Annotated in this window: 24 protein-coding genes; 6 read left to right on the top strand and 18 right to left on the bottom strand. The window is 70.4% G+C overall.

Features of this window, described 5'->3' with window-relative positions:
- Positions 1-3: 3 nt before the first annotated feature.
- On the bottom strand, positions 4-477 hold the full coding sequence (locus tag WBG06_RS13035) for an RDD family protein (protein WP_336737211.1): 474 nt from the start codon (positions 475-477) through the stop codon (positions 4-6).
- A 213-nt stretch (positions 478-690) separates the two neighbouring features.
- Here WBG06_RS13035 and glnA point away from each other — a divergent pair, with 213 nt between their 5' ends.
- Entirely contained in the window at positions 691-2,112 is a 1,422-nt protein-coding gene (glnA, locus tag WBG06_RS13030) for a type I glutamate--ammonia ligase (RefSeq protein WP_336737210.1), read from the top strand.
- A gap of 185 nt (positions 2,113-2,297) precedes the next feature.
- Complete coding sequence (locus tag WBG06_RS13025; RefSeq protein WP_336737208.1) at positions 2,298-2,543, top strand: hypothetical protein; 246 nt, start codon at positions 2,298-2,300, stop codon at positions 2,541-2,543.
- Between the two features lie 68 nt (positions 2,544-2,611).
- Here the strand turns inward: WBG06_RS13025 and WBG06_RS13020 are convergent, their stop codons facing one another.
- Complete coding sequence (locus WBG06_RS13020) at positions 2,612-3,190, bottom strand: HD domain-containing protein (RefSeq protein WP_336737207.1); 579 nt, start codon at positions 3,188-3,190, stop codon at positions 2,612-2,614.
- A gap of 129 nt (positions 3,191-3,319) precedes the next feature.
- On the opposite strand from WBG06_RS13020, the gene WBG06_RS13015 reads away from it, so the two are divergent.
- The 4 genes from WBG06_RS13015 (at position 3,320) to WBG06_RS13000 (ending at position 6,578) form a co-directional block, all read left to right on the top strand.
- Positions 3,320-4,336 (top strand): GlxA family transcriptional regulator, encoded by a 1,017-nt coding sequence (locus tag WBG06_RS13015; RefSeq protein WP_336737206.1) that lies wholly within the window; start codon positions 3,320-3,322, stop codon positions 4,334-4,336.
- 147 nt (positions 4,337-4,483) lie between these two features.
- Entirely contained in the window at positions 4,484-5,230 is a 747-nt protein-coding gene (locus WBG06_RS13010) for a L,D-transpeptidase family protein (RefSeq protein ID WP_336737205.1), read from the top strand.
- 85 nt (positions 5,231-5,315) lie between these two features.
- Complete coding sequence (locus WBG06_RS13005; RefSeq protein ID WP_336737204.1) at positions 5,316-5,753, top strand: YdeI/OmpD-associated family protein; 438 nt, start codon at positions 5,316-5,318, stop codon at positions 5,751-5,753.
- A 96-nt stretch (positions 5,754-5,849) separates the two neighbouring features.
- On the top strand, positions 5,850-6,578 hold the full coding sequence (locus WBG06_RS13000) for a ZIP family metal transporter (RefSeq protein WP_336737203.1): 729 nt from the start codon (positions 5,850-5,852) through the stop codon (positions 6,576-6,578).
- A gap of 16 nt (positions 6,579-6,594) precedes the next feature.
- Here the strand turns inward: WBG06_RS13000 and WBG06_RS12995 are convergent, their stop codons facing one another.
- The 16 genes from WBG06_RS12995 to WBG06_RS12920 form a co-directional block, all read right to left on the bottom strand.
- Complete coding sequence (locus tag WBG06_RS12995; RefSeq protein WP_336737202.1) at positions 6,595-7,347, bottom strand: alpha/beta fold hydrolase; 753 nt, start codon at positions 7,345-7,347, stop codon at positions 6,595-6,597.
- Positions 7,344-8,183, bottom strand: coding sequence for an alpha/beta fold hydrolase (locus tag WBG06_RS12990; RefSeq protein ID WP_336737201.1), 840 nt, complete (start codon positions 8,181-8,183; stop codon positions 7,344-7,346). Before WBG06_RS12990 ends, WBG06_RS12995 begins: the two co-directional genes overlap by 4 nt.
- A gap of 95 nt (positions 8,184-8,278) precedes the next feature.
- Positions 8,279-9,568: an MFS transporter gene (locus WBG06_RS12985; protein WP_336737200.1), complete on the bottom strand. Its 1,290-nt coding sequence runs from the start codon at positions 9,566-9,568 to the stop codon at positions 8,279-8,281.
- Between the two features lie 143 nt (positions 9,569-9,711).
- A complete protein-coding gene (locus tag WBG06_RS12980; protein ID WP_336738053.1) occupies positions 9,712-10,776 on the bottom strand; it encodes an extracellular catalytic domain type 1 short-chain-length polyhydroxyalkanoate depolymerase in 1,065 nt (354 codons plus the stop codon).
- A gap of 5 nt (positions 10,777-10,781) precedes the next feature.
- Positions 10,782-11,660 carry an alpha/beta fold hydrolase gene (locus tag WBG06_RS12975; protein WP_336737199.1) on the bottom strand — a complete coding sequence of 293 codons (879 nt, stop codon included), beginning with the start codon at positions 11,658-11,660 and terminating at the stop codon, positions 10,782-10,784.
- Entirely contained in the window at positions 11,657-12,466 is an 810-nt protein-coding gene (locus tag WBG06_RS12970; RefSeq protein WP_336737197.1) for an ABC transporter ATP-binding protein, read from the bottom strand. Before WBG06_RS12970 ends, WBG06_RS12975 begins: the two co-directional genes overlap by 4 nt.
- Positions 12,467-12,481: 15 nt before the next feature.
- Entirely contained in the window at positions 12,482-13,273 is a 792-nt protein-coding gene (locus WBG06_RS12965) for an ABC transporter permease (protein WP_336737196.1), read from the bottom strand.
- Positions 13,270-14,127: an ABC transporter permease gene (locus WBG06_RS12960; protein WP_336737195.1), complete on the bottom strand. Its 858-nt coding sequence runs from the start codon at positions 14,125-14,127 to the stop codon at positions 13,270-13,272. The genes WBG06_RS12965 and WBG06_RS12960 overlap by 4 nt, the downstream gene beginning before the upstream one ends.
- A 2-nt stretch (positions 14,128-14,129) precedes the next feature.
- On the bottom strand, positions 14,130-15,104 hold the full coding sequence (locus WBG06_RS12955; protein ID WP_336737193.1) for an ABC transporter substrate-binding protein: 975 nt from the start codon (positions 15,102-15,104) through the stop codon (positions 14,130-14,132).
- Positions 15,101-16,549: an FAD-binding oxidoreductase gene (locus WBG06_RS12950; RefSeq protein ID WP_336737192.1), complete on the bottom strand. Its 1,449-nt coding sequence runs from the start codon at positions 16,547-16,549 to the stop codon at positions 15,101-15,103. Before WBG06_RS12950 ends, WBG06_RS12955 begins: the two co-directional genes overlap by 4 nt.
- Positions 16,550-16,643: 94 nt before the next feature.
- On the bottom strand, positions 16,644-18,554 hold the full coding sequence (locus tag WBG06_RS12945; protein WP_336737191.1) for a helix-turn-helix domain-containing protein: 1,911 nt from the start codon (positions 18,552-18,554) through the stop codon (positions 16,644-16,646).
- 35 nt (positions 18,555-18,589) lie between these two features.
- On the bottom strand, positions 18,590-19,732 hold the full coding sequence (locus WBG06_RS12940; RefSeq protein WP_336737190.1) for an acyl-CoA dehydrogenase family protein: 1,143 nt from the start codon (positions 19,730-19,732) through the stop codon (positions 18,590-18,592).
- Between the two features lie 48 nt (positions 19,733-19,780).
- Positions 19,781-21,178: a dihydrolipoyl dehydrogenase gene (lpdA, locus tag WBG06_RS12935; protein WP_336737189.1), complete on the bottom strand. Its 1,398-nt coding sequence runs from the start codon at positions 21,176-21,178 to the stop codon at positions 19,781-19,783.
- 24 nt (positions 21,179-21,202) lie between these two features.
- On the bottom strand, positions 21,203-22,534 hold the full coding sequence (locus WBG06_RS12930) for a dihydrolipoamide acetyltransferase family protein (RefSeq protein ID WP_336737188.1): 1,332 nt from the start codon (positions 22,532-22,534) through the stop codon (positions 21,203-21,205).
- A 13-nt stretch (positions 22,535-22,547) separates the two neighbouring features.
- Positions 22,548-23,519, bottom strand: coding sequence for an alpha-ketoacid dehydrogenase subunit beta (locus WBG06_RS12925; protein WP_336737186.1), 972 nt, complete (start codon positions 23,517-23,519; stop codon positions 22,548-22,550).
- On the bottom strand, positions 23,516-24,634 hold the full coding sequence (locus WBG06_RS12920) for a thiamine pyrophosphate-dependent enzyme (protein ID WP_336737185.1): 1,119 nt from the start codon (positions 24,632-24,634) through the stop codon (positions 23,516-23,518). Before WBG06_RS12920 ends, WBG06_RS12925 begins: the two co-directional genes overlap by 4 nt.
- Positions 24,635-24,751: the final 117 nt, after the last annotated feature.

Genomic DNA, 24,751 nt, shown 5'->3' with positions numbered 1-24,751 from the left:
GTCTCAGCTCACTCCGCGAAACACGTGCCGATAGGTCTGAAGCGTGACCGTCGCCGTGCCGGCGGCCAGGTCGTGCAGCCCGCGGCGGTCGGGGCGGAAGACCAGCGGAGGTACGACCAGCACGACCAGGATCTGGCGGGCGATGCTCCGCAGCGGGTCCGGCGGGCGAAGGTCAGGGGCGCCGGGGGTGACCCGCACCGTACGCAGCCGGGTGACGAGCTTGCCGAACGAGCCGCCGCCGAGGGTGGTGAAGACGGCCGTCTGCACGATGAAGACGACCAGGATCCACAGGTTGTCCGTCGGCCGCGGGTCGACCCCGGCCAGCAGCGACCCGAACGGCAAGGCGCGTACGCCGAGGAAGACGGACGCGACGAGCGACGACGCAAGCCAGTCGACGAAGAGCGCCAGGACGCGTCGCCCCCAGCTCGCGGTCGGATACGGCAGAGTGGGCGTCACAGGGGTCGCGGAACCGGTCACATCGGCTAAGCGTAGGCGGCGACGTCTTGAGGGATGAGATCGGGATAGTTGCGGATCAAATCACACAACCTGTTACACGCACGAAACATTTGCGACACTCCTGTGCAACCGTCCCTTCGTAATTTGCGTGGCACGGTCGAGTCCACGAGGGCCCGGCCTCGATCGCGAGAGACCTATCTGGCTCTGCCCGACCGGGTGAGCCAAGGAGGATTGATGTTCAGCACTGACGACGAGCTCTTGAAGTTCATCTCTGACGAGGGAGTCGAGTTCGTCGACATCCGCTTCGTCGACCTGCCCGGCGTTCAGCAGCACTTCACGGTGCCGGTGTCGTCGTTCACTCTGGAGCCCCAGGCCTTCGACGGTTCGTCGATCCGTGGCTTCCAGACGATCAACGAGTCCGACATGGCGCTCTACCCGGACGTCACGACTGCGTACATCGATCCCTTCCGCCGCGCGAAGACCCTCGCGCTGATGTACTTCGTGCACGACCCGATCACCGGCGAGGCCTACTCGCGCGACCCGCGCAACATCGCGCGCAAGGCCCTGGCGTACCTCGCCTCGACCGGCATCGGCGACACCGCCTTCTTCGCCCCCGAGGCCGAGTTCTTCATCTTCGACAAGGTCGCCTACAACACCTCCGAGGGCGAGTCGTTCTACAAGATCGACTCCGTCGAGGCCTGGTGGAACTCGGGCAACGACAAGAACCCGGACGGCTCGGACAACCTGGGCTACAAGACCCGCTACAAGGGCGGCTACTTCCCGGTCTCCCCCACCGACCACTTCGCCGACCTGCGCGACGTCATGGTCAAGAACCTCGAGGCCGCCGGCCTGCTCGTCGAGCGTGCCCACCACGAGGTCGGCACTGCCGGCCAGGCCGAGATCAACTACAAGTTCGACACGCTGCTCAAGGCTGCCGACGATGTCATGAAGTTCAAGTACATCGTCAAGAACACCGCCTGGGAGGCCGGCAAGACTGTCACCTTCATGCCGAAGCCCGTCTTCGGTGACAACGGCTCGGGCATGCACGTGCACCAGTCGATCTGGGACAGCGGCGAGCCGCTGTTCTACGACGAGACCGGCTACGGCGGTCTCTCCGACATGGCCCGCTGGTACATCGGCGGCATCCTGAAGCACGCCCCGTCGGTCCTGGCGTTCACCAACCCGACGGTGAACTCCTACCACCGTCTGGTGCCGGGTTTCGAGGCGCCGATCTCGCTGGTCTACTCCTCGCGCAACCGCTCCGCCGCGGTCCGCATCCCGATCACCGGCACCAACCCGAAGGCCAAGCGCGTCGAGACCCGGTTCCCGGACCCGTCCTCGAACCCCTACCTCGCCTTCTCGGCCCTGCTGCTCGCCGGCATCGACGGTATCCAGAACAAGATCGAGCCGCCTGCGCCGATCGACAAGGACATCTACGAGCTTCCGCCGGACGAGATGGCCGAGATCAACCAGGTCCCGACCTCCCTCGGGGCCGTCCTGTCGGCGCTGGAGAACGACCACGACTTCCTCACCGTGGGCGACGTCTTCACCCCCGACCTGATCGAGACCTGGATCGACTACAAGACCAACGACGAGATCCTCCCGATCCAGCTCCGCCCGCACCCGCACGAGTTCGAGCTCTACTACGACATCTGAGCCTCCGGCTCCGCTGTCCGCCTCCGAAGGTCCCCGGTTCGCCGGGGGCCTTCGGCCATTTCGTACGCCGCTGCGACGACAACGGTCGAAGCGGATGGCGCGTATCGAAGTCCATGGCAAGAATCCAGCATTTAGTGTCTTTCCTGCCACTACCTCGCCGTCGCTGGTCGAAGGACCGTAGAGGCATGATCGCCCACCAGGAAACCACCCACCTCTCCGTACGAAGCGACCACTTCTCGACCACCGGAAGCGCCCTGTCCTCCGCTGCGCCGACCACGTGCCCGAGCCTGCTGATGCGGATCTGGCGCGGCCTACTCGCTGTCGGCGCCGGCATGGACGCCGGGACGCGGATCGCGCACGGCATCGAGGTGCCCTCCGACCACCCCGCCCGTCGATGCAGCGTGACCACGACGAGCTCGAGCGACGGCTGACACTGCAGAGAGATTCTGCCGTGTCAGCCGCCGCTGGCGTTCAAGGTGCAGCGTGGGGCGCAGGCAGCTCAGACGACCTGGTCGATCGGATTTCTCTCGAAGCGGTCGGAGAGGTGGACGGTGCGCTCCAGCTTGGCAAATGATCCCTTGGGCTGGCGCTGAACCTCGTCGAGGTAGACGGCACGCATCTGGCGGGCGAAGTCCAGGCGTGGGTAGGCCCGCAGGATGCCGGTGAGCGCTTGCTCATCGAGTTTCTTCATGCCGCGGCCGGCCACGTCGATCTGGGCACCCAGCTGTACGACGCGCGCAGTGGGACTGCCCTCAGGGATCAGCTTCGTGTGCCGGAGGATCGCTCTCTCCACCAGCCTGATGCGCCCCCGATCCCATCCGCGCCCCTCCAGGAACCTGGCAGCGACCTCGGCGCCGACCTCTCCGAAGTCCGAGTCGCCGCGGTGGGCGTCGGTCAGGCCGAGGTCGTGAATCATCGCTGCGACGAATCCCGCTTCGTGGTCGACGTCCTTCGTGACGACGGCCGCCCCGAACAGATAGGTCCGGTAGCTGTGGTTCACCAGAAATGCCGGCGCTGCCTCCTGGGCGAGCGCCGCAGCGGCCCGTGCTGTCGGGGTATCGGGGGTGGTGGTTGACATCGCGTTCCTTCCTCAGGGTCGAGAATCGATCGTCACCCAGTCGTACGATGTCCGCAATGACCTTCATATCGCAGATACGGACATGCCGGCCGGTCCTCGCGCGGGCCCGCAACGAGAGGACCGCTCCAGGTGAGTGACCGACGCCGCGCTGGAAAGCACGTCGTGGCGGTCGCCGTCTTCGACGGGGTCGAGATCCTCGACGTGGCGGGACCCGTTCAGGTCTTCAACACTGCGTCACGAACCGCGGGAGCCGTCGATTACGACGTCGTGATCGTTGCCGCGGAACCCGGCCCGGTGCGAACCTCGAGCGGGGTACCGCTCGTCGCTGAGCGAGGCTGGGGACAGCTCGGAGCCGATGCCCACACGCTGGTTGTTCCAGGCGGCCTCCGCGAGGACCGAACGCCACTGGTCGACCAGAAGCTCGTTGACTGGCTGCGGACCAACGGCTCACTCCCCGATCGTGTCGTCTCCGTGTGCACCGGCGCGCACATGCTCGCCGCCGCCGGGTTGCTCGCCGGACGGTCAGCCACCACTCATTGGTCGACCGCCGACCTGCTCGCCTCCGAGCATCCCGACATCACGGTCGCTTCCGACGCGATCTTCGTCCACGACGGGCCGGTGTGGACGTCAGCGGGCGTTTCCGCCGGTATCGATCTCGCACTCGCCCTCGTCGCGGCCGACAACGGTGAGGCCGTCGCGCGGGGTATCGCACAGTGGCTTGTGGTCCATCTGCGACGCCCAGGAGGCCAGCGCCAGTTCAGTGAACTGCTCGGGCCCCGGCGATCGACCTCCGAGCGTGTGGCGCAGCTGCTCACCTGGATCCCCGCGCACCTGCGCGACGACCTGTCCGTCGAAGCGCTCGCCGCGCAGGTCAACGTCAGCCCTCGCCACCTCTCTCGCCTTCTCCGCGAGGAGCTCGAAACCACTCCGGGAGCCCTCGTCGAACGCATGCGCACCCAGGCCGCCGTCGATCAGCTTCTGAACACCGACGCACCGATCGCCGCGGTCGCGACCCAAGCCGGCTTCGGCTCGGTCGACTCCCTGCACCGCGCGTTCGCCCGGATCTACAAGGTCAGCCCGGGGCAGTATCGTCGCCGGTTCTCCACCCAGGTCGATCTCGACCAACGCGCCGCGCTCCAGGTGTGATGCCCCGGACCTCGCCGCGACGGCCGAGCGAGGGAACCTCGTCGGGGGCGGCGGGCGAAGTCCCTGGGCGCTTCACGCATCAATCATCTGGTCAACAGCCGGGCAACAGCGCCTGCCCGGAGCGCGAAGGTCGCGTAGCCTCGCCCGGTGCCAACCTTCGCGACCCTGGCCGGCGCCACTCGGAAACGCCGCTCCCTCCTCCTCGTTCTCCCCCTCGTCGCCGCTGCTGCGGTGGCGGCCGCCGCCGTCGTGGTGGTCAGCCCCGGCAACGCCGCGACCGCCACGACGATCAAGCGGTGGGAGACCCGGCTGGCCGATCTCGGCTGCAACGTCGGTCGCGTGGACGGTCGCGTGGACGACCACACCCGCACGGCCGTCGTACGCTTCCAGACCCGCCACCGCCTGAGCCCGAGCGGTACCTTCACGACCACGACGCGGACACGGCTGATGTCGTCGACGGCGAAGCGGTGTGACGTACGGCCGGTGCCGGCGAGCACCGGGAGCGGGCGCCGCATCGTGATCAGCCAGCGTCAGGACTGGGTCTGGCTGGTGCGCGCCGACGGGTCCGTCCGCGCGCAGGGCGGGATGATCGACGCGGAGTGGCTGGACAAGCAGTGGTACACCACCGGCTCCTACTGCGGCCGGCCGGCCCGCGGCAACCCGCGTACGAACTACAAAGGCACGCAGTGGCTCTACCACTTCGTCCGGTTCGCGCCGTGCGGCGTCGCCTTCCACCGGGTGCCGGTGAGCATGCGGACAGGTCGTCAGATCCACCCGAACTGGTATCTCGGCACCGACGAGAAGACCTCCGACGGCTGCATACGTCTCAGCGCCACGATGGCAGCCGAGGTCTGGGAGTTCACGAAGGTCAAGACGCGCGTACGCGTGATGTGAGCTCCGGCCACGCGACCGGCCGGGGGCGCCGGCCAGGATTTAGTGTGGATCCCACTGATCCGTGTTTCCTGAGGAGGTCGCGAGCATGAGGTTCCGTTCCGAGGTCGAGCCGCCGGAGCCGATGCGCGGGCTGGAGGTGCCACCGGAGGTGGTGGAGGCTCTGGAAGGCGGCAAACGCCCACGGGTTCGCGTGACGCTGAACGGCCACAGCTGGTCGACCAGGATCGCGATCATGCGCGGCCGCCACCTGATCGGGCTCAGCAAGGCGAACCGGGCCGCGGCCGGTGTCGCTGTCGGCGACCAGGTCGAGGTGGAGGTCGCGCTGGAGGCCGAGCCGGTCTCCGTCGACGTGCCGGCGGACTTCGCCACGGCCCTTGACGGCACCCCCGCGGCCCGGGCGGCCTACGAGCGGTTGACCCTGAGCCAACAGCGGCAGCATGTCCGCGTGATCGAGGCGGCGAAGAAGCCCGAGACGCGGGCCGCACGGATCACGAAGGCCGTCGCAGAGCTGTCGGCGAGGTAGAGCCGCCCCTCAGACACAGCGTCGGCGCTCGCGCCGAGCGACCGGCAGATCGGCCATACTGAGCCCCATGACCGTCGCCGAGCAGGGTGGGTTGCGTTGACTGCGCTGTGGTGGGGACTTCTTGCCAGCTCCTCCCTGATCCTGGGCGGCGGGCTCGCCTACGTGGTCACCCTGCCCCGGCGGGCAGTCGGGATCATCATGGCCTTCGGTGCCGGGGTGCTGATGAGCGCCATCGCCTACGAGCTCGTCGAGGAGGCCTTCGAGACGGCACACGGCACGGGTGCGCTCGCCGTCGGACTGCTCGCCGGCTCGTTGGCGTTCTTCGGTGGCGACTGGTTGATCGATCGGCTCGGGGGCGAGGGGCGGAAGAGCACCTCGGGGAGGCAGGCCACCGGTGTCGGCCTCGCGATCGTGCTGGGCATCGTGCTCGATGGGATCCCGGAGTCGATGACGCTGGGGCTGACCGTGCTGTCGGAAGGCACGGTGAGCCTCGCGCTGCTCGCCGCCGTCTTCCTGTCCAACCTGCCCGAGGCGATCGCCGCCACCGTCGGCCTGTCGCAGGCAGGCTGGTCGCGCGCTCAGGTGATGGGGCTCTGGGTGCTCGTCACGGTGGTCAGCGGCATCGCCGCGCAGGTCGGCGCGACCGCGTTCGCCGACGCGTCCGACACGGCGGTCGCCTTCGTGCTCGCCTTCGCGGCGGGGGCGATCCTGACCATGCTGGCGGACACGATGATGCCGGAGGCGTTCGAGCACGGTGGCCGGGTAGTCGGGTTGGTGACCACGTTGGGCTTCGCCGTGGCGTTCGGGATCAGTGCCCTGGAGTGACGCCACGACAGCTCGGTCACAGCTGCGGATCGCGTTGACCGAGCAGCACGTCGCGCACCGCCGTGTAGGTGCGTTCGGCGTCCTCGAGCCAGAAGTCGTGGCCGACGCCGGGCAGTCGGCGTACGTCCCAGCCGAGCGCCTCCAGGCGGACGACCGTCGCGTCGGGAAGCACGGCGGGCGAGTCGTCGGAGAGCAGGATCGTCGACGGTACGACCGGCGCGGCGACGGCTGCCGGGGTGTGGGCCACGTCGCGGAAGACCGAGATCGCCATCCGGCGGTCGAACCTCGCGGTCGCGCTCGTGCGGAGCTCGTCGTCACGCGGGTCGAGCGGAGGGCGACCGCGGCTGCGCCACTTCTGCGCGAGCGCCGCGACCGTGAGGCCGACGGGCGCGGTCGCCCAGAAGAGCCGACCGGCCAGACCCTCGGTCGGGAGCCCCAGCCGGAAACCGGGGTCGAGGTAGAGCGCACGGGACGGCGCCAGTCGAGCGACGGCTCGCTCGAGCACCGTGCCACCCAGGGAATGGCCGGCCACGAGGTCGAGGCCGGCGGGCAGCGTCTCGACCAGGTCGCCGGCGAACGCCCTGATGCTGTAGTCGTCGGACCGCTCGCTGGCTCCGTGCCCTCGGAGGTCGACGGTGGTGACGGTGACGCCACCTGCAGCCACGAGACGCTCGGTGATGCTGCGCCACATCGATCCGTCGGCACCCAGCCCGTGGACGAGGGCGACCTGCCTCGGGCCGTCACCGTGACGCGCGGTAGCGAGCCTCATCGAGTCACCTCCTCGGTGCCGACACCGGCAGCGGTCTCCGCCAGGAACCGCAGGAGCACCTCGTTGAAGCGATCGGGCTGATCGATGCTGATCGCGTGGCCGCAGTCCTCGATGATCACCGCCTGCCCGTGCACCGTGTCGGCCACCGCGGCCTCGGCGTGCTCGCACGGCCAGACCTGGCTGTCGCGCGCGGCCAGCATGAGCAGCGGCAGCGGGAAGCGGCGTACGACGTCGCGCCAGTCCTGCAGCGCGTGATCGAGCAGCAGCGGCAGGGTCTCCGGAGCGGCACCGTCGCGGAAGGCGGGCGTGCCACCCAGGCGCTCGGTCAGCCGGGCGAGGGCCTCGCCGCCCTGCTCGGCGGGGCGCCCCCGGCCGGTCTGCGGAACACCGTCCGCGAAGAGCGTCGCAGCGTTGGTGGCGTCGTAGCCGTAGAAGCCGTGGGGCCAGGTCACGTCGTTGAGCATCCGCGGGGTCTGGTCGACGACGACTGCTGCCGCGAGCCGGGCAGGGCCGAACTGGTCGACGTAGGCCCAGAGCGTGTTGCCGCCCATCGAGGCCCCCACGACGACCGCGTCGTGGAGGTCGAGGTGCTCCAGCAGCTCGCCGAGGTCACGGCCGTGGCGCGCCATCCGCTGTCCGTGGGCGGGCGTCTCGGAGTCGCCGTGGGCGCGCCGGTCGAACGTCACGACGCGGTGCCCGACGGCCAGCAGTGCGTCCACGGTCAGCGCCCACGCGGAGGCGGGCGCGGTGTAACCGTGGACGAGCACGACCGGCCGCCCATGGCCCTCGTCGGAGTAGGAGAGGCGTACGTCGTCAGTCGTCCGGAAGCTTGGCACGCCCCGACGCTAGCCGCCCTGAGCGCGGCCGACCATGGAGACCGGCACCGTTGCGCAGGGCACGCGGGTGGAGGAAACCTCCGGTGCAACAACGGTCATCGCACCGACCTGATCGGGCGCACGGCGACGGCACCGAGCATGACGAACACGATGCCGGCGACGAAGAGGACCTCGTAGCCGCCGGTGAGGGTGACCAGGCCGGCAGCGATCGAGGGGCTCATCGCCTGCGGCAGCGTGGTGGCCAGACCCAGGATGGCCAGGTCGCGGCCGGCGTTGCCGGCACCGTCGCCCTGCGCGCGGGCGGGCAGCACCTCGGTCATCAGGGCGAGGTCGATGGAGATGTAGACCCCGAAGCCGAGACCGAGCAGGAAGGCGTAGGCCAGCACGCCGGTCGTCGTCGGCACGAAGAGCGGGATGGCGAGCGCGATCGACATGACGACCGAGGACCACACGATGAAGGGCTTGCGCCGCCCGACGCGGTCGGAGAGCCAACCGCTGCCCAGGGCGGACAGCAGGACGCCGGCCAGCAGGACGACACCCATGGTGGCGGCGAAGGAGTTCGACGCGGCGTCGCTCATGCCGATGTAGTCGCGCAGGATGTAGAGACCGTAGGTCTGAGCGCCGTAGAAGCCGATGACCATCAAGAATCGCGAGCCGAACGCCCACGCGAAGTCGGGGTGCTGGCGGGGGCTGATCCAGAAGCCGCGCAGGAAGTCCTTGGCGGTGGTGCGCTCCCGAGGCAGTCGCGTGGCGGACTCGTCGCGGTAGGCGACGACGAAGACCCCGACGATCGCCAGGACGAGGAGCGAGAGGATGACGTACGGCAGGAAGCCCTGCTCAGCCGTGCTGCCCGCGACGATCGCGCCGACGGCGTTGCCGATGGTGATGCCGACGCCGATCATCGCCGAGACGTTGCCGCGGCGGCTCACGGGGTAGCGATCAGGGACGATGGCCGTCGCGGCGGCCTGGACGACGTTGACGCCGCACTGGACGACGAGCCACACCAGAGCCACCATCAGCACGGACTGCGCCATCGGCAGGCCGAGAAGGAAGCCGCTGGTCACGAGCGCACCGCCGACCATCCACGGCGTACGCCGCCCGAAGCGGGAGCGGGTGGCGTCCGACAGGGCACCGGCGATGGGCTGGGCGAAGATGTTCGCGATGAAGGCGACCGTCGTGACGAACGCGAGGTTGCCGACCTTGCCGGCCTCGTCGAGTCCCGCCACGATGTTCGGCAGCAGGATGCCGTTGCCGCCGGAGTTCACCGCGAGGATCGCGACATAGATCATCAGCAGGCCGAACGACATGCCGCGCCGCGGCGGCGGGGCCGCGCCGTCGTCGGCGGTGGGCGGCTGTGCGGGGAAGGGGTTCTGGGTCAGCGCCATCGGGTGCTCCTGGCTCGGGGGCGGCACCGTCGCCGCTCGATCTAGGAGGCTAAAGATCCGAGAACGACCAGGTAATGGAGATCGTCTCCCTCATCTGCCACAGGGCATAGGGATGACGTCCATACCCCACGACGTCCTGGCGCTCACGTCCCGGACGGAGGCGTCTGGCACGCGCCGTCCGCCTGTGCCTCGAAGAAGTCATGGGCGACCTGGCGCATCTGTGGGCCCGCGGGATCGGCCCCGGTGTCGAGCAGATGGAGCGGCTCGCCGCCGGAGTAGGCGTGCGCCAGACCATGGACGACATGACGCTGGCCGAGCAGACACCCTCGGGCGTCCACGTAGGCGGCGATCTCGTGGACCCGGCCGTTGATCGTCTCGTAGGTGAGCGCTGCCGGGGTCGTGGGCACGGATCCGTTCAGCAGGCCGTCGTCGACCAGGTCGTTGGTGGCGAGCCACTGCTCGACGAGGGCCTGCTGACCGACGACGAGCGCCAGCGGGTCGAGCGTGCCGTACGAGATGACGAAGGGTTGCCGGCGGGCGTGCTCCCCCATCGCCGCGACCGTCTGGCGAGCGGACTCGACCGGGTCCAGTGTGGTTCCGAGGAGACGGTCGGGAGACCCGATGGCGCAGAGTGCCCCGTTGAACATGCAACCCGCCTCCGACAGCACACCGCGGAAGACGTCTGGGTGCGTCGCAGCCACGACGGTGGCCATACCGGCGCCCGCGGAGAAGCCGCCCACCGTGATCCGATCGGGATCGATCGGCAGAGAGTCGCGTACGTCCTCGACGCTCGCCGCGATCAGCGAAGGCGCCCGTCCGCCCCGGCCCTGCTGGGCGGCCTCGGTCCAGTTCCAGATGCCGGTGACCGTCGCTGCGCGATCCTCCTGCGGGTAGAGCGCGACGAACCCGCGCTCGAGGGCGAGCTCGTCGAGGCGCGAGCGCACGGCGACGTCGTCGACGAGCTCGTTGGACCCGTGCAGCTGGACCACGAGGGCCACCGCGTCATCGGACTGCGCGACCTGGGGTGGCACGAAGAGGCGGTAGGTCATGGTCCCCTGGTCGTTCGCGACCTGCCCGTACCGCACCTCTCCGGCCGGTTGCTCGACGGCCGGTTGCTCCGTGCCGGCAACGGCTGCGGCCGGCACCGACCACAGGCCCGCACCCAGCAGCACCACGAGCCCGGCCGCCGCGGTCCGTCGCCGGCGCATGCGACTCACATCCCGAGGTTGGCGCGCAGCGCCGTGACGCACGCGGACGCGCCGTGGTCGGTCATGATGATCGCCGCATGATCGACACCGTCCACCAGCGCGGCCGAGACGAGGGCGGGCGTCGTGGCGACGAGACGTTCCACATGTGCGGCGGCGTACATCGGCGCCGAGTCGGCGCCGATGCTCCAGGGCGCGTAGACCAGGCGCACCGGTGCGCGGACGGCTGCCAGGGTCGCCGCCGGGGCGTCGGAGGCTAGGACCGAGACCGCGTCGTCGACGACCGTCTCGAGGTCGCGGTGCACAGACAGCCCGCCGTCGACGACGGCGAGGTCGTGCGCCACCAGGGTCTGCATGCGCGGGTCGTCGGCGCCGGTCAGCGGCGCGACGCTGCTGCGGTAGTCGTCGAGGTACGCCGCCGCGTCGGGCCAGACCCGGTCGGTGGCGTATTGGGCGCGGAACTTCGGGGCCGCTACAGCGGTCGGCGGCGGTCCCTGCTCGCCGAAGTCGATCGGCAGCCCGCCGTCGACCAGGGTCACGGTGCGGACACGGTCAGGATGCCGGGCGGCGAGCTCGGTCACGACGAAGCCGCCCAAGGACATGCCGAGGAGATGGACGCGATCGAGCCCCATCGCGTCCAGGAGAGCGACGAGCTGCTCGGCGTGCTCGGCCACCGAGGACGGACCCGGACGCGGCGGCGTCCCGCCACGCCCGGCGAGGTCGGGAGCGACGACGCTGACCTCCGGTGCCGCGTCGAGAACCCACGACCACAGCCGGTTGTTGCTGGACACCCCGTGCACCGCCAGCACCGGCTCGGTCGTGCCGGGCCTGATCAGCACCTCGAACGGCCCGGCCGCGGTCTCGACCATCTCGATCGTCGTGCTCATGCCGACATCCTCTCCGCGATGCTGGCCGTCTCGCGGCGGATGAGGCTCATGACCTCGCCGCGCAGACGGAGGAACTCAGGATCTGCCTTCGTCGTCAGCTGGTCGCGCCCGGTCGGCAGGTCGACCTCGAGGTCGGCGGCGATGCGCGCCGGCCTGCCTGCCAGCACGACGACCCGGTCCCCGAGATAGACCGCCTCGTCGATGTCGTGGGTGACGACCATCAGGGTCAGCCCGGACTCGGCGGCGATGCGTACGACCAGATCCTCCAGGTCGGAGCGGGTCTGGGCGTCCACCGACGCGAATGGCTCGTCCATCAGCAGCACCTGCGGCCGGTAGGCCAAGGCTCGCGCGATGGCCACACGCTGCTGCATGCCGCCGGACACCTGCCAGGGGTAGAGCCGCTCGACCCCGTCCAGACCGACCGCAGCCAGCGCCTCGGTGGCGCGGGCGTTGCGATCCCGCCGCGAGAGCGAGCGGCGCAACGGCAAGGTGACGTTCTCGCGGATGCGCAGCCAGGGCATCAGCGAGCGGCCGTAGTCCTGGAACACGACCGCCAGGCCCTCCGGCGGGCCGGCGACGGCCTGTCCCGCGACCGCGACCTCTCCCCCGCTCGGCCGCTGGAGCCCGGCGACGCAGCGCAGCAGGGTCGACTTGCCGGTGCCGGAGTGGCCGACGACGCAGACGGTCTCGCCCGTCCGGATCTCGAGGTCGACTCCGTCGAGCACGTGCCGGGAGGCGCCGTCGACGACGAAGGTCTGCTGCAGCCCGGCGATGCGGACCGCAGAGACCGGTGGTGACTGGTTCATGAGGACTCCATGGGATCAGGCGCCGGTGGCGGCGACGGTGGTCGAGCCGGTGCGACGACCCTCGTGCCACGACAGCACCAGCCGTTCGACTCCGGCACTGAGCAGGTTGAGGGCATAGCCGAGCAGGCCGAGAAGGATCAGTCCGGCCCACATGTCGGCGATCGCGTAGCTGCGCTGGGACTGCAGGATGAAGTAGCCGATGCCCTCGCTCGATCCGAACAGCTCGCTGCCGACCATGATGACGACGGCCACGGAGACGCTCGTCCGCACCCCGACCATGATCTGCGGTGCGGCGTTGGGCAGCATCACCCGGGTGGCCAACGTGACCGGGGTCAGCCGGTACGTCCGGGCGACATCGCGCACCAACGGGTCGACGGCGCGGATCCCGTCGACGGTGTTGAGGAAGGTCGGCCAGAACGCACCGAGCGCGATGATGACGACCTTCGACGTCACGCCGAGACCCAGCATGGCGACGATGAGCGGGAGCAGCGCGACGATCGGCGTGGCGCGCATGAACTCGAAGAGCGGGGCCATCGCCGTGTGGACCCGCGGCATCAGCCCGAACATCACGCCCGCAGCCAGTGCCGCGACCAGCCCGCTACCGAGTCCCAGCCCGAGGTTGGTGAGGCTGAACGCCACGTCGGTCGGGACCCGCTCGAAGAGCCACAGGTCCTGGAACCGCTCGAGGATCGTCCGTAGCGGCGGGAAGTAGATCGATGTGCTGGTGGCCGAGGCGAACCACCACGTCGTCACCAGCACGACCGGCAGCCAGGCCTCGACGGCCAGGCTCGTCGCCCGGCGCCTCATCGGTGTCCCCGAACTGACGGGTGCCAGGCGACGACTCTGCGCTCCAGGCGGCTGAACAGCACCACCACCGCCAGGCCGAGGAACCCGGCCAGCAGCGTGTAGGCATAGACGTCGACGGTCTCGCCGTTGCGCTGGGCGACGGCGATCAAGGAGCCGACGCCGGGGACCAGCACCAGCAGCTCGACCGAGATCGCCAGCAGCATCGCGATGATGGCCGAGAGCCGGACGCCCGTGGCGATGTAGGGCAGTGCACTGGGCAGCACGACCCGCCCGAGGATCGACCAGCGACCGAGCCCGTAGCTGCGCGCCGTCTCGACCGCGACGGGGTCGGTGTCACGCACGCCGTAGACGGTCTGCAGCAGCAGCGGCCAGATGCAGGCGGGGATGACGATGACCAGCAGCGCTTCCAGGCTCGCGCCATAGACGAGCGCCGCCAGGGGGATCAGCCCGAGCGCGGGGATCGTACGCAGGAAGTCGACCGTGAACCTCGAGCTGCGGTAGGCGAGCTTGCTCCGGCCGAGCAGCAGTCCGAGCGGGACGGCCACGGCCAGCGCCACGACCAGGCTGATCGACCACGCGGTGAGGGTGTGTCCGATGGCGGCCCAGGACTCGGTGGTGCCGAGCACCTCGGCCAGGCGGGCGAAGGACTCGACGCTGCCGGCCAGTGCAGAGTCGCTGACCTGGTCGGTGCCGGCGAGCCAGGACCACACCGCCAGAACCGCCGCCACCGCCAGGACCTGGCTGGCGAGCGCCGGCACCGCGCGGCGTGGCCGCCCTGCCGCGGAGGGCGGGACCGGTGCCGATGGCGCTGCGTCGGACACCGCGTCCTGACCCTCCACGACGCGCTCGGACACCGTCACTTCGCCACGACCTGCTCGACGTCGATCGGCTCGGCGATGCCGTCGTAGCGCACCAGGACGTCGTTGATGGTGGCGAAGCTCGAGGGCGAGATGCCGGCCTGGAGCTTGTTGATCTGCGTGGCCTCGGCGACCTCCGGCTTCATCTTGAAGTACTTCTCGTAGATGGGGATGAGCTTGCTCGGGTCCTCGTCGGCCAGCTCGAGCGACTCGGCGACGGCGTCCTGCAGGGCGTCGACCGTGTCAGGGTTGGCGTCGGCCCACGTGCGGGTCGAGGTCATCACCAGACGCGGAGAGTCGGCGAAGACCGTCTCGATCGGGTCGCCGAACGGCACCTCGGCACCGCCCTCGATCAGCTGTGTCATGAACGGGTCGGCGACGAGGGCCGCGTCGATGTCACCCGACGCGAGGGCGTCGGCGACGGCCGGGAACGGCACCTCGACGATCTCGACCGACGCGTCGTCACCGCCGTCGTCGGCGACCACCTGGCGTACCCCGAACTCCGAGGCCGACTTCAGCAGGTTCACGCCGACCTTGCGGCCCTCGAGGTCCTTCGGCGTCTTGATGTCGCTGCCCGCAGGCACGACGAGCGCCGAGCCCGTGCTGCCCGTGGCGCCCTCCTCGAAGGTGGTGACGCCGCTGACCGCGACGACGGGAACCTTCTGTCCGGCGGCCACGGCCATGCCTGGGCCGGTGTTGACACTCAGATCGACCTTTCCGGAGATCAAGGCGCCGACGAGGTCGGTGGCGGCGGCCTCCTCGGCCACCAGGTCGATGCCGTGCTTCTCGAAGATGCCCTCCTCGATGCCCAGCAGGACCGGTGCGGAGTCGGGCAGGGCATAGCTCCAGGTCAGCTGCCCTTCGGTGGCAGCGGCGTCGCTGTCCTCGCCGCCACCACAGGCGGCCAGAGCGAGGGCGAGCGCCCCGGCGCCGAGGGCACCGGAGACCGTTCGGGCGAGGGACGGACGGGTCATGACATGTCTCCTGTCGGGGGTGTGGTCGTCGTGGTCGGCGGTGAGGTGAAGACCTTGCCGGGGTTGAGCAGGTGCGAGGGGTCGAGGGCGGCCTTCACGGCGCGGTGCATCTCGACGACCTCGGCCGACAGCTCCGCGGTGAGGCCGTCGCGCTTGAGCAGACCGACGCCGTGCTCGCCCGTGACCGTGCCGCCGAGCGCGATGGCGTCGGCGATGATGTCGTCGAAGGCGGCCTCGGCGCGCACGCGGGCCGCCTCGTCGCCCGGGGGCGTCACCAGCAGCGGGTGCAGGTTCCCGTCGCCGGCGTGGGCGATGTTCGCGATCACGATGTCGTGGCGGACCGCGATCCGCTCGATGCGCCCGAGCATCTCCGGCACCTGCTCCTTGGGGACGCAGACGTCCTCGGTCAGGACCGGCCCGAGACGTTCCAGCGCCGGATAAGCGAGGCGCCGGGCGGCGAACAGCGCCTCGGCCTCGTCCTCGTCGGTGGAGCGCTCGGCCCAGGTGGCGCCGGCGGCGCGGAAGCACGCGACCATCTGCTCGGCGAGGGCCTCGCCGGTCTCGCCCGGCTCGTCGAAGCGACCCAGCAGGACGACCTCGGCCTCGGTGGACAGCCCCATGTTCTTCCAGGCGTCGACGGCTCGCAGGCAGTGCCGGTCGACCAGCTCCAGCGCGGACGGCACCAGACCGGCCTCACCGACAGCTCGCACCGCAGCACCGGCGTCCACGACGGAGGAGAAGAACCCGGCGACCGTCACGCCCGGGGCAGGCAGCGGGCGGAGGCGGACGGTGACCTCGGTGACGATGCCCAGCGTCCCTTCCGAACCGACGACGAGCCCCATCAGGTCGTAGCCCGCGACGCCCTTGGCCGTCCGTCGACCGAGCCGCACGACCTCACCGCGTCCGGTGACGACCTCCAGCTGCAGGACGTAGTCCCGGGTCACGCCGTACTTGACGCAGCACAGCCCGCCGGCGTTGGTCGCGACATTGCCTCCGATCGTCGACCAGGGTGAGCTGGCGGGATCCGGCGGGTACCAGAGCCCGTGCTCGGCCACCGTCTCGCGAAGCACGTCGTTGACCACGCCGGGCTGCACGACGGCGAGCCGCTCGAGCGGGTTGATCTCCAGCACTCGGTTCATGCGCTCGAGCGAGACGACGACGCAGCCGTCGAGAGCGTTGGCTCCTCCGGACAGCCCGGTGCCGGCGCCGCGGGCGACGACAGGGACGCCGTGCCGGAGGCAGGCACGGACCACCTGCACGACGTCGTCGGTGGAGGTGGCACGGACCACGGCGGCAGGCTGTCCGTACGGCGCCCACGCGGCCTGGTCGCGGCTCATGCCCTCGACCACGTCGGGGTCGGTCAGCACGGTCCCGGCGGGCAGCAGGCCGACGAGCTCCTCGGCGATGGTGGGGGCTGCGACGTCTCGGGCGACAGAGGCGGTCATGCGCGGCACCTGGGGATGGAGTCACTGGTCACGAGGACCAGAAGACCATCCCTGTGGCCACCGTCACATGGAGAAAGTCTCCGTCGTTATGCGCTCAGGGTGGAGGTTCCACGCCACGGGCATCGAGGCGCTCCGCGAGCCGGCGCAGCCGCAGCGCGAGCTGGAGCTCGAGAGCGCGGTCGGTCCCGCGCCACCCCTCACCGAGCAGCTCGGTGATGCGGTCCAGCCGCTGGTAGAGGGTGTTCGCGTGCACGTGCAGGGCCGCGCAGGTGCGCGCGTGGTGCTGTGCGTGGCCCAGGTAGGTCTCGAGCGTCTCGACCAGGTGTCGGTTCTTCTCGGCGTCGTGGCGGACCAGCGGGCCGATCTGGTCGTCGATGAAGGCCGTGGCGTCTCCGCGACCGGCCCGCCCGAACAGCGAGGCGTAGGGGCTGGTCTCGGCGACGAGTGCGCACGAGCGGCCGCGGTCGAGGGCCACCAGGAGCGCGGCGGTCTGCCGCGCCGACTCGTGCGCCGCGCGCAGCGCCGCCACACCACCCGGCCACGGGGCGATGCCGACGGCGCCCGGCAGCTCGGGGCCTTCGACGCGAACCACCCGATCGCGGGCCACGACCGGCTCCACACCCGACAGCAGCACGACGGTGTGGCCGGCATGATCCGCCGCCCAGCCCCCGAGGGCCGCCGCGACCCGATCACCGAGGCGTCGCTGGGCGCGCTCGGCGTCGGAGCCGTGACCGAGCACCAGCACGGTGCCACCCGCGTCCAGGTCGACGCCGGCGGCCCGCGCCCGCCGGCGGAGACCGGCCTCGTCGGTGCCGGTGGTGAGCGCAGCCGCCAGCAGCTCGCCGCGCGAGCGCAGCTCGGCCTCGGCCACTGCCTGCTCCGAGACCACGGCCAGGGCCACGGCGACGGCGCCGGTCTCGAGCAGGCGGAGACCGTCGGAGCTCAGCGGCGCGCCGGTCGCCACGACCAGGGCTCCCCCGATGCCGTCACGCAGCGCGATGGCCGTGGCCGCGACGTGACGGCCCGCCGCGGTCTGCCACGTGTGGGTCCGGGCGTCGTCGAACAGCGCGAGATCCTCCGGGACCGGCACCTCGGCGACCGACGGTCCGGGGTTCAGCACCTCGCCGGTGCGATCGACGACGGCGACCGCCGCACCCACGGCGCGTGCGATGACATCGGCGACGTCGGACACGTCGCCGCCGCGCACCACGAGGTCGGCGAGAGTCTCGCGCAGCTCACTCGTCTGCTTCAGGGTCGTGTTGGTCTTGCTCACCTCGTCGAGGGCCGCCTGGTAGGACTCGAAGAGCGTGGCGTTGCGGAGGGCGACCGCCGCGTGCGCCGCCAGTGCGGCCAGCAGCTCGATCTCGTGCTCGTGGAACCGGCGGGCCCGGCGGTCGGCCGCCAGCAGCACCCCGAGGGTGTCGGTCGTCTCCACCCCGGTGCGCAACGGCACACCGACGATGCCGCCGAGCTGCTCGCTGACGGCCGCGGCGTCGACCGCCGGGACCCGGGTGATCGACTCGTCGGTCAGATAGGACCGGGTCCACATCGGCCGTCCGGTGCGCACGACCTCGCCACCCAGGCCTTCGCCCTCGTGCAGCTCGATGCCGGTGAGCGCCGACCCCATCGACCCGTCGGCGTACTCGATGCGCAGGATCCCGTCGGGCTGGCGCAGCATGATGTACGCGACGTCGACGGCGAGCAGCTGGCGCGCCTGCACGGCGACCTGCTGCAGCACGTCGGCGGGATCGTGCAGGGTGGCGAGCCGGCGCGCGAGGTCGTTCAGTGCGGCCAGCTCACGCGCCACCCGGCGGCGCTCGTCGAGACGGTCCCGGATGACCCGGACGAGTTCGACCTCCGTCTGCAGCGCGGCGCGGCGCTCAGCCGGAGCCTCGGCCAGCAGCCGGGCGCGATGCTTCTCGATCTCCTCGGCCGACACGTCGTCGCCCAGCATCCGGAGCCAATCAGGAACCCCGGAGTGCTCGGGTTCATGTGACGCGTTCATCGGCGTATCGTGCCACGGCCGGACCGGACCGCCGATCAGCGCGCGAGGCTGCGGCTGATGACGAGCCGCTGGATCTGGTTGGTGCCCTCGAAGATCTGCATCACCTTGGCCTCACGCATGAACCGCTCGACGGGGAAGTCCTTGGTGTAGCCCGCGCCGCCCAGGACCTGCACCGCGTCGGTCGTGACCTTCATGGCATTGTCGGTGCAGACCATCTTGGCGATCGACGCCTGTCGTGAGTACGGGCGGCCCGCGTCCTTGAGACGGGCCGCGGCCAGGTAGGTGGCTCGGGCCGACTCGACCGCGGCGGCCATGTCGGCCAGCACGAACGCGAGGCCCTGGTGGTCGATGATCGGCTTGCCGAAGGCCTCGCGCTCCTTGGCGTACGCCAGGGCGACGTCGAGCGCCTCCTGGGCCAGGCCGGTGGCGACGGCGGCGATGCCCAGGCGCCCGGCGTCGAGCCCGGCCAGCGCGATGGGCAGGCCCTGACCCTCCGCGCCGAGGCGCCGCTCGACCGGGACGCGGACGCCGTCGAACAGCATCGTCGCGGTGGTCGAGCTCATCAGGCCCATCTTCTGCTCGGGGTTGTCGGCGGTCAGACCGGGCGTGTCGGCCGGCACCAGGAAGCAGGAGATGCCGCGCCCACCCTCGTCCGAGGTGCGGGCCATCACCTTGTAGAAGTCTGCTCGGCCACCGTGGGTCGTCCACGCCTTGGCGCCGGTGATGACGTAGTCGTCACCCTCACGGACGGCGCGTGTCCGCATGGCCGCGGGGTCCGAGCCGGCGTGCGCCTCCGAGAGGCAGTAGGCCCCCAGCAGCTCCCCCGACAGCATCTCGGGCAGCCACGCCTGCTTCTGGTCGTCGGTCCCGGCGGTGAACAGCCCGAAGCACGAGAGCGCGTGCACGCTGACGCCGACGCCCACCGACGCGGAGGCGGACGCGATCTCCTCCAACGCCTGGAGGTAGACCTCGTACGGCTGGCCTCCGCCTCCGAGCTCCTCGGGATAGGGCAGCGACAGCAGGCCGGCCCGGCCAAGGGTCCGGAAGACGTCTCGGGGGAACGTCGCGGACGCGTCGAGGCCGGCGATGACGGGGCGCAGCTCCTTGTCGACGATGGTCCGGGTCAGCTCGATGAGGTCGGCGGACTCGTCGGTGGGCATGAGGCGCTGGGCGGGCATGAGATTCCTTGTTCTCGAGGGGCGGGTGTGCTGGGGAAGGGGCGCGGATCAGAGATTGATCATGTGGCCGGCGAGACCGTGGAAGGTCTCCTGCAGAGCCTCGCTCAGAGTGGGGTGCGTATGCACGTTCCGCGCCAGCTCGAACGCGCCGAGGTCCCATCTCTGGGCGAGGGTCAGCTCGGGAAGGAGCTCCGAGACCTCCGGCCCGACCAGGTGGCCGCCGAGGAGCTCGCCGTGCTTCGCGGCGGCGATCAGCTTGACGAATCCCGTCGGCTCACCGAGGCCGTGGGCCTTGCCGTTGGCAGAGAACGGGAACTTCACGACCGTCACCTCGTGGCCCTCGGCGACGGCCTCTGCCTCGGTCAGCCCGAAGCTGGCGACCTGCGGTCGGCTGAAGGTCGCCCGCGGCATCATGCGGTAGTCCCCCAGCTCCATGGTCTGGGCTCCGGCGATCGTCTCGGCTGCCACGATGCCCTGGGCCTCGGCGACGTGCGCCAGCTGGAGCTTCATCGTCACGTCCCCGATCGCGTGGATGTGGGGGACGTTCGTCCTCATCCGCTCGTCGATCGCGATCGCGCCCCGGTCGTCGAGCTCGATGCCCGCCGCTTCCAGGCCGATGTCCTCGACGTTGGGCGCGAACCCGACCGAGACCAGCACACGGTCGACGTCGACGCTCTCCTGCACGTCACCACGGGAGTACACGACCGAGACCCGGTCGCCGTGGTCGGTGACGGACTCGACCTTCGTCGAGGTCAGGATGTCGATGCCGAGCTTCTGGTAGGCCCGGGTGATCTCCTTCGAGATCTCGGGGTCCTCGTTCGGCAGCGCTCGGTCGAGGTACTCCACGACCGTCACGTCGACGCCGTAGGCCTGGGCCACGTAGCCCAACTCCATGCCGATCGCGCCGGCGCCCACCACCAGCATCGACCCCGGCAGCTCGCGGTCGAGGATCTGTTCCTCGTACGTCACGACGCGGTCGGACCGCTCCACCCCGGGCAGCATCCTGGTGCGGGAGCCTGTGGCGATGATGGCGTGCTCGAACTCGATCCGGTCGACCGTCCCGTCGGGGCGAGAGACGTCCATGGACCGCGGGCCGGTCAGCTTCCCGCGACCGCCCATCTCGGTGATCCCGTTCTTCTTCATCAGGAAGTGGACACCCTTGACCCGGCCCTCGGCGACCTGACGGCTGCGATCATGAGCCACGCCGAAGTCGAACGAGACATCACCCACGATGCCGAGATCGGCCGCATGATCGCGGTAGGTGCTCGCGATCTCGGCGTTCCTCAGGAGCGCCTTCGACGGGATGCACCCGACGTTCAGGCAGACGCCTCCCCAGTACTTCTCCTCGACCACCGCGACGCTCTTGCCCAGCTGGGCCGCGCGGATCGCGGCGACGTAACCGCCGGGTCCGGCTCCCAGGACGACGACGTCGAACTTCTGAGACATGGTGAACCTCTCGTGTTGTGCGGGTCAGAGCGTCGCGAGGGCGGGGTCGCGCAGGAAGGCCGCCGTGTCGGCCAACAGCTCCGAGCCCTGCTGGCCGTCCATGACCCGGTGGTCGAACGACAGCGCCAGGGTCGTGACCCAGCGGGGCTCCAGACGCTCGTCGGCGCCCTCCCCCACGACCCACGGCTGGCGGGAGATCGTGCCCACGCCGAGGATCGCGGTCTCGCCGGGATTCAGGATCGGGGTGCCGGTGTCGACACCGAAAACTCCGAAGTTGCTGATCGTCACCGTGCCGTCGGCCATCGCCTCGGGCGGCGTCTTGCCCGACCGGGCGGTGGCGGCGAGGTCGGCGATGGCCGTGGCGAGCTCGGCCAGACTCAGGCGCTGGGCGCTGCGAATGTTCGGCACCACGAGGCCCCGGGGCGTCGCAGCCGCGATGCCGAGGTTGATCTCGCGCAGCTGCACGATCTCCTGTGCCGCCTCGTCCCACCGGGAGTTCGCCGACGGGGTGCGTTCGATGGCGCGCAGGAACGCCTTGGCGATGAAGCACAGCGGACTCAGCTTCACCCCCTCGAAGTCGCGCCGGGCGGCGACCCGGTCCCGCAGCTCCATCGTCGCGGTGATGTCGAGCGTGACGAACTCGGTGACGTGGGGAGCAGTGAAGGCGGAGCTGACCATGGCCGCCGCGGTGTGCTTGCGCACCCCCTTGATCGGGATCCTGATCTCCGCGGGCACCGCATCGGTGGCGATGGTCCTGTCGACGTCAGGGGCCGTCGGAGCCGCACCGTCGGTCGAGGCGGCATCGAGCACGTCGGCTCGGGTCACGATGCCGCCGGGCCCGGTCGGGGTGAGGGCGGCGAGGTCGATCCCGAGGACCTTCGCCAGCTTCCGCACCGGCGGCTTGGTCCGGACGGGTCCAGACGGTGACGCTGCGGGCGCGGCCGGCGGCACGGGCCGCTCGACGGGCAGCTGGCGGGAGGCGGAACGGCGGCGCCGGCTGCTGGTCTCCTTCGCCCCGTACCCGACGAGCAGCTTCGGCTCGCCGACGTGAGCGTCACCCTGCTCCGCCGCCTGCCCGGACGGGCTCGTCGGCGCCTTCTCGGGCGCGGGTGCGGCGGTCGCGATGCTGATGATGGGCGTGCCGACGTCGACGGTCGTGCCCTCAGCGGCGTGCAGCTCGATCACTTCGCCGGCGAAGGGCGACGGGAGCTCGACGAGGGACTTCGCCGTCTCGATCTCGACGAGGGTCTGGTTGACCTCGACGACGTCACCCGGCGCGACCAGCCAGGTCACGATCTCGGCCTCGGTCAGGCCCTCGCCGACGTCGGGGAGGTTGAACTGCTGGATGTTCGTCATGTTTCGGGAGTCCTCAGTAGGTGAAGCTGCGGTCGACGGCGTCGAGGATGCGGTCGAGGCTCGGGAGCCAGTCGTGCTCGAGCCGGCTCGCCGGGTACGGCGTGTCGTATCCGGTCACCCGGATGATCGGCGCCTCCAGTGCGTAGAACGCCTGGTCCTGGACGCGCGCGGCGACCTCCGAGCCGAGCCCCGCGGTCTGCGACGCCTCGTGGGCGACGACCAGCCGACCGGTCCTCTCGACCGAGGCGACGATCGTCGCGTCGTCGATCGGCGAGAGCGACCGGAGGTCGATGACCTCGATGGAGCGTCCCTCCTCGGCGGCCGCGGCGGCCACCTCGACCGCGGTCGGCACGAGCGCCCCGTAGGTCACCAGGGTCAGGTCGTCGCCCGGACGCACGATGCGTGCCTGGTCCATCGGCAACGGCGTCGCGGTCGTGTCGAGCTCCCCCTTGGCCCAGTAGGAGCGTTTGGGCTCGAGGAAGATCACCGGGTCGTTGCAGGCGATGGCCTGGCCGAGCAGATCGTAGGCATCCTGCGCGCTCGAGGGGCACAGGACGCGGAGGCCCGGCGTGTGGGCGAAGTAGGCCTCCGGCGACTCGCTGTGGTGCTCGATCGCGCCGATGCCGCCGCCGACCGGGACGCGGATGACCACAGGAAGGGTGACGGCCCCCTCGGAACGGTGCCGATACTTGGCGAGCTGCGTGGTGATCTGGTTCATGGCAGGGAAGACGAAGCCGTCGAACTGGATCTCGCACACCGGCCGGTAGCCGGCCATGGCCAGCCCGATGGCGCTGCCGACGATGCCGGCCTCGCCGAGCGGCGAGGTGACGACGCGGTCCTCACCGAAGTCCTTCGCGAGACCGTCGGTGACACGGAAGACGCCGCCCAGCTCGCCGATGTCCTCCCCGATCAGCAGGACCTTCTCATCGGACTCCATCGAGTCGCGAAGCCCGGTGTTCAAGGCGTGGGCCAGTGCGGTGCTCATGCGTGGTCTCCCTCTCCGGCGGCGACGAACGCCAGGTGCTCGTCGCGCTGGCGGACCAGGTCGGCGGGCATCTGCTCGAGGGTGTGGACGAACGGATCCTCAGGTGACGGCACCGGCAGGGCTCGGCACCCGGTCCGCAACCGCTCGGCCAGTGCCTGCTCCTCCTGCGCCAGCTCGGCCAGGAAGTCGTCGTCGAGGCGCTCGGGGGCGTCCTCGCCGGTGAGCAGCAGCCGCAGGCGCTCGATGGGGTCGCGGCCTTCCCACTCGTCGTTCTCGGAGTTGCTGCGGTAGCGCAGGTCGTCGTCGGAGGTCGTGTGCGGATTGCGCCGGTAGGTGACCGCCTCGATGAGGGTCGGCCCGCCGCCCGCGCGAGCCGTGGCGAGTGCCTCCTGGGTCGCGGCGTGGCAGGCGATGACGTCGTTGCCGTCGACGCGCACGCCCGGGAACCCGAAGCCGCGGGCCCGCTCGGCAGCGGGGATCCTGCTCTGCACCGAGAAGGGCGCCGAGATCGCCCACTGGTTGTTCTGGCAGAAGAAGACCACCGGGAGCTGCTGGGCCGCCGCCCACACGAACGCCTCGTTGGTCTCGCCCTCGCTCAGCGCGCCGTCGCCCAGGAAGATCAGGACGGCACGGTCACGCTCGGGGTCACCGGTGCCGACGTCGCCGTCGCGGATGATGCCCATCGCGTATCCGACGCCGTGGAGCGTCTGCGCCCCGATGACCAGGGTGTAGAGGTTGAAGTTGCGCTCGCGGGGGTCCCAGCCGCCCATGGTCGTGCCACGGAACAGACCCAGCAGCTGGACCGGATCGACACCGAAGCACCAGGCGACCGCGTGCTCCCGGTAGGTGGGGAACACGACGTCCTGCGGTCGCAGCGCCGAGCCGGCACCGACCTGGGCGCCCTCCTGCCCCAGCATGGACGGCCACAGGCCGAGCTCGCCCTGCCGCTGCAGGGCGATCGCCTCGGCATCCACACGTCGAGCGAGCACCATGTCCCGGTAGGCACGGCGCAGGTCGAGGGCGGCCTCGTCGCTCGGGACGCGCTCGTCCGGCCGCAGGCGCCCGGCCGTATCGAGGACGGACCACGGCTCGTTCGGGTGGGTTTCCACGGTCATGACGCTCCTGTTGTCTCGGCGGTTCGGCAGAAGCGTGATGGGGGTTACATCCAGGCGCAACCATTGCGCTCGATCCGTGCGCATGTGAAACTATTTTTGCGCCAGCCCCGTCGTAGA

The sequence above is a fragment of the Nocardioides sp. CCNWLW239 genome (assembly GCF_037137035.1).
In the GTDB taxonomy this organism is placed as follows: Bacteria; Actinomycetota; Actinomycetes; order Propionibacteriales; family Nocardioidaceae; genus Nocardioides.
This window is presented reverse-complemented; position numbering and strand designations above follow the sequence as displayed.

Coding starts and splice junctions, on each gene's coding strand:
- glnA (WP_336737210.1), top strand. CDS start 691: ATGTTCAGCACTGACGACGAGCTCTTGAAGTTCATCTCTGACGAGGGA.
- WBG06_RS13025 (WP_336737208.1), top strand. CDS start 2,298: ATGATCGCCCACCAGGAAACCACCCACCTCTCCGTACGAAGCGACCAC.
- WBG06_RS13020 (WP_336737207.1), bottom strand. CDS start 3,190: ATGTCAACCACCACCCCCGATACCCCGACAGCACGGGCCGCTGCGGCG.
- WBG06_RS13005 (WP_336737204.1), top strand. CDS start 5,316: ATGAGGTTCCGTTCCGAGGTCGAGCCGCCGGAGCCGATGCGCGGGCTG.
- WBG06_RS12995 (WP_336737202.1), bottom strand. CDS start 7,347: ATGAGGCTCGCTACCGCGCGTCACGGTGACGGCCCGAGGCAGGTCGCC.
- WBG06_RS12985 (WP_336737200.1), bottom strand. CDS start 9,568: ATGGCGCTGACCCAGAACCCCTTCCCCGCACAGCCGCCCACCGCCGAC.
- WBG06_RS12980 (WP_336738053.1), bottom strand. CDS start 10,776: ATGCGCCGGCGACGGACCGCGGCGGCCGGGCTCGTGGTGCTGCTGGGT.
- WBG06_RS12975 (WP_336737199.1), bottom strand. CDS start 11,660: ATGAGCACGACGATCGAGATGGTCGAGACCGCGGCCGGGCCGTTCGAG.
- WBG06_RS12970 (WP_336737197.1), bottom strand. CDS start 12,466: ATGAACCAGTCACCACCGGTCTCTGCGGTCCGCATCGCCGGGCTGCAG.
- WBG06_RS12965 (WP_336737196.1), bottom strand. CDS start 13,273: ATGAGGCGCCGGGCGACGAGCCTGGCCGTCGAGGCCTGGCTGCCGGTC.
- WBG06_RS12955 (WP_336737193.1), bottom strand. CDS start 15,104: ATGACCCGTCCGTCCCTCGCCCGAACGGTCTCCGGTGCCCTCGGCGCC.
- WBG06_RS12950 (WP_336737192.1), bottom strand. CDS start 16,549: ATGACCGCCTCTGTCGCCCGAGACGTCGCAGCCCCCACCATCGCCGAG.
- WBG06_RS12945 (WP_336737191.1), bottom strand. CDS start 18,554: ATGAACGCGTCACATGAACCCGAGCACTCCGGGGTTCCTGATTGGCTC.
- WBG06_RS12940 (WP_336737190.1), bottom strand. CDS start 19,732: ATGCCCGCCCAGCGCCTCATGCCCACCGACGAGTCCGCCGACCTCATC.
- lpdA (WP_336737189.1), bottom strand. CDS start 21,178: ATGTCTCAGAAGTTCGACGTCGTCGTCCTGGGAGCCGGACCCGGCGGT.
- WBG06_RS12930 (WP_336737188.1), bottom strand. CDS start 22,534: ATGACGAACATCCAGCAGTTCAACCTCCCCGACGTCGGCGAGGGCCTG.
- WBG06_RS12925 (WP_336737186.1), bottom strand. CDS start 23,519: ATGAGCACCGCACTGGCCCACGCCTTGAACACCGGGCTTCGCGACTCG.
- WBG06_RS12920 (WP_336737185.1), bottom strand. CDS start 24,634: ATGACCGTGGAAACCCACCCGAACGAGCCGTGGTCCGTCCTCGATACG.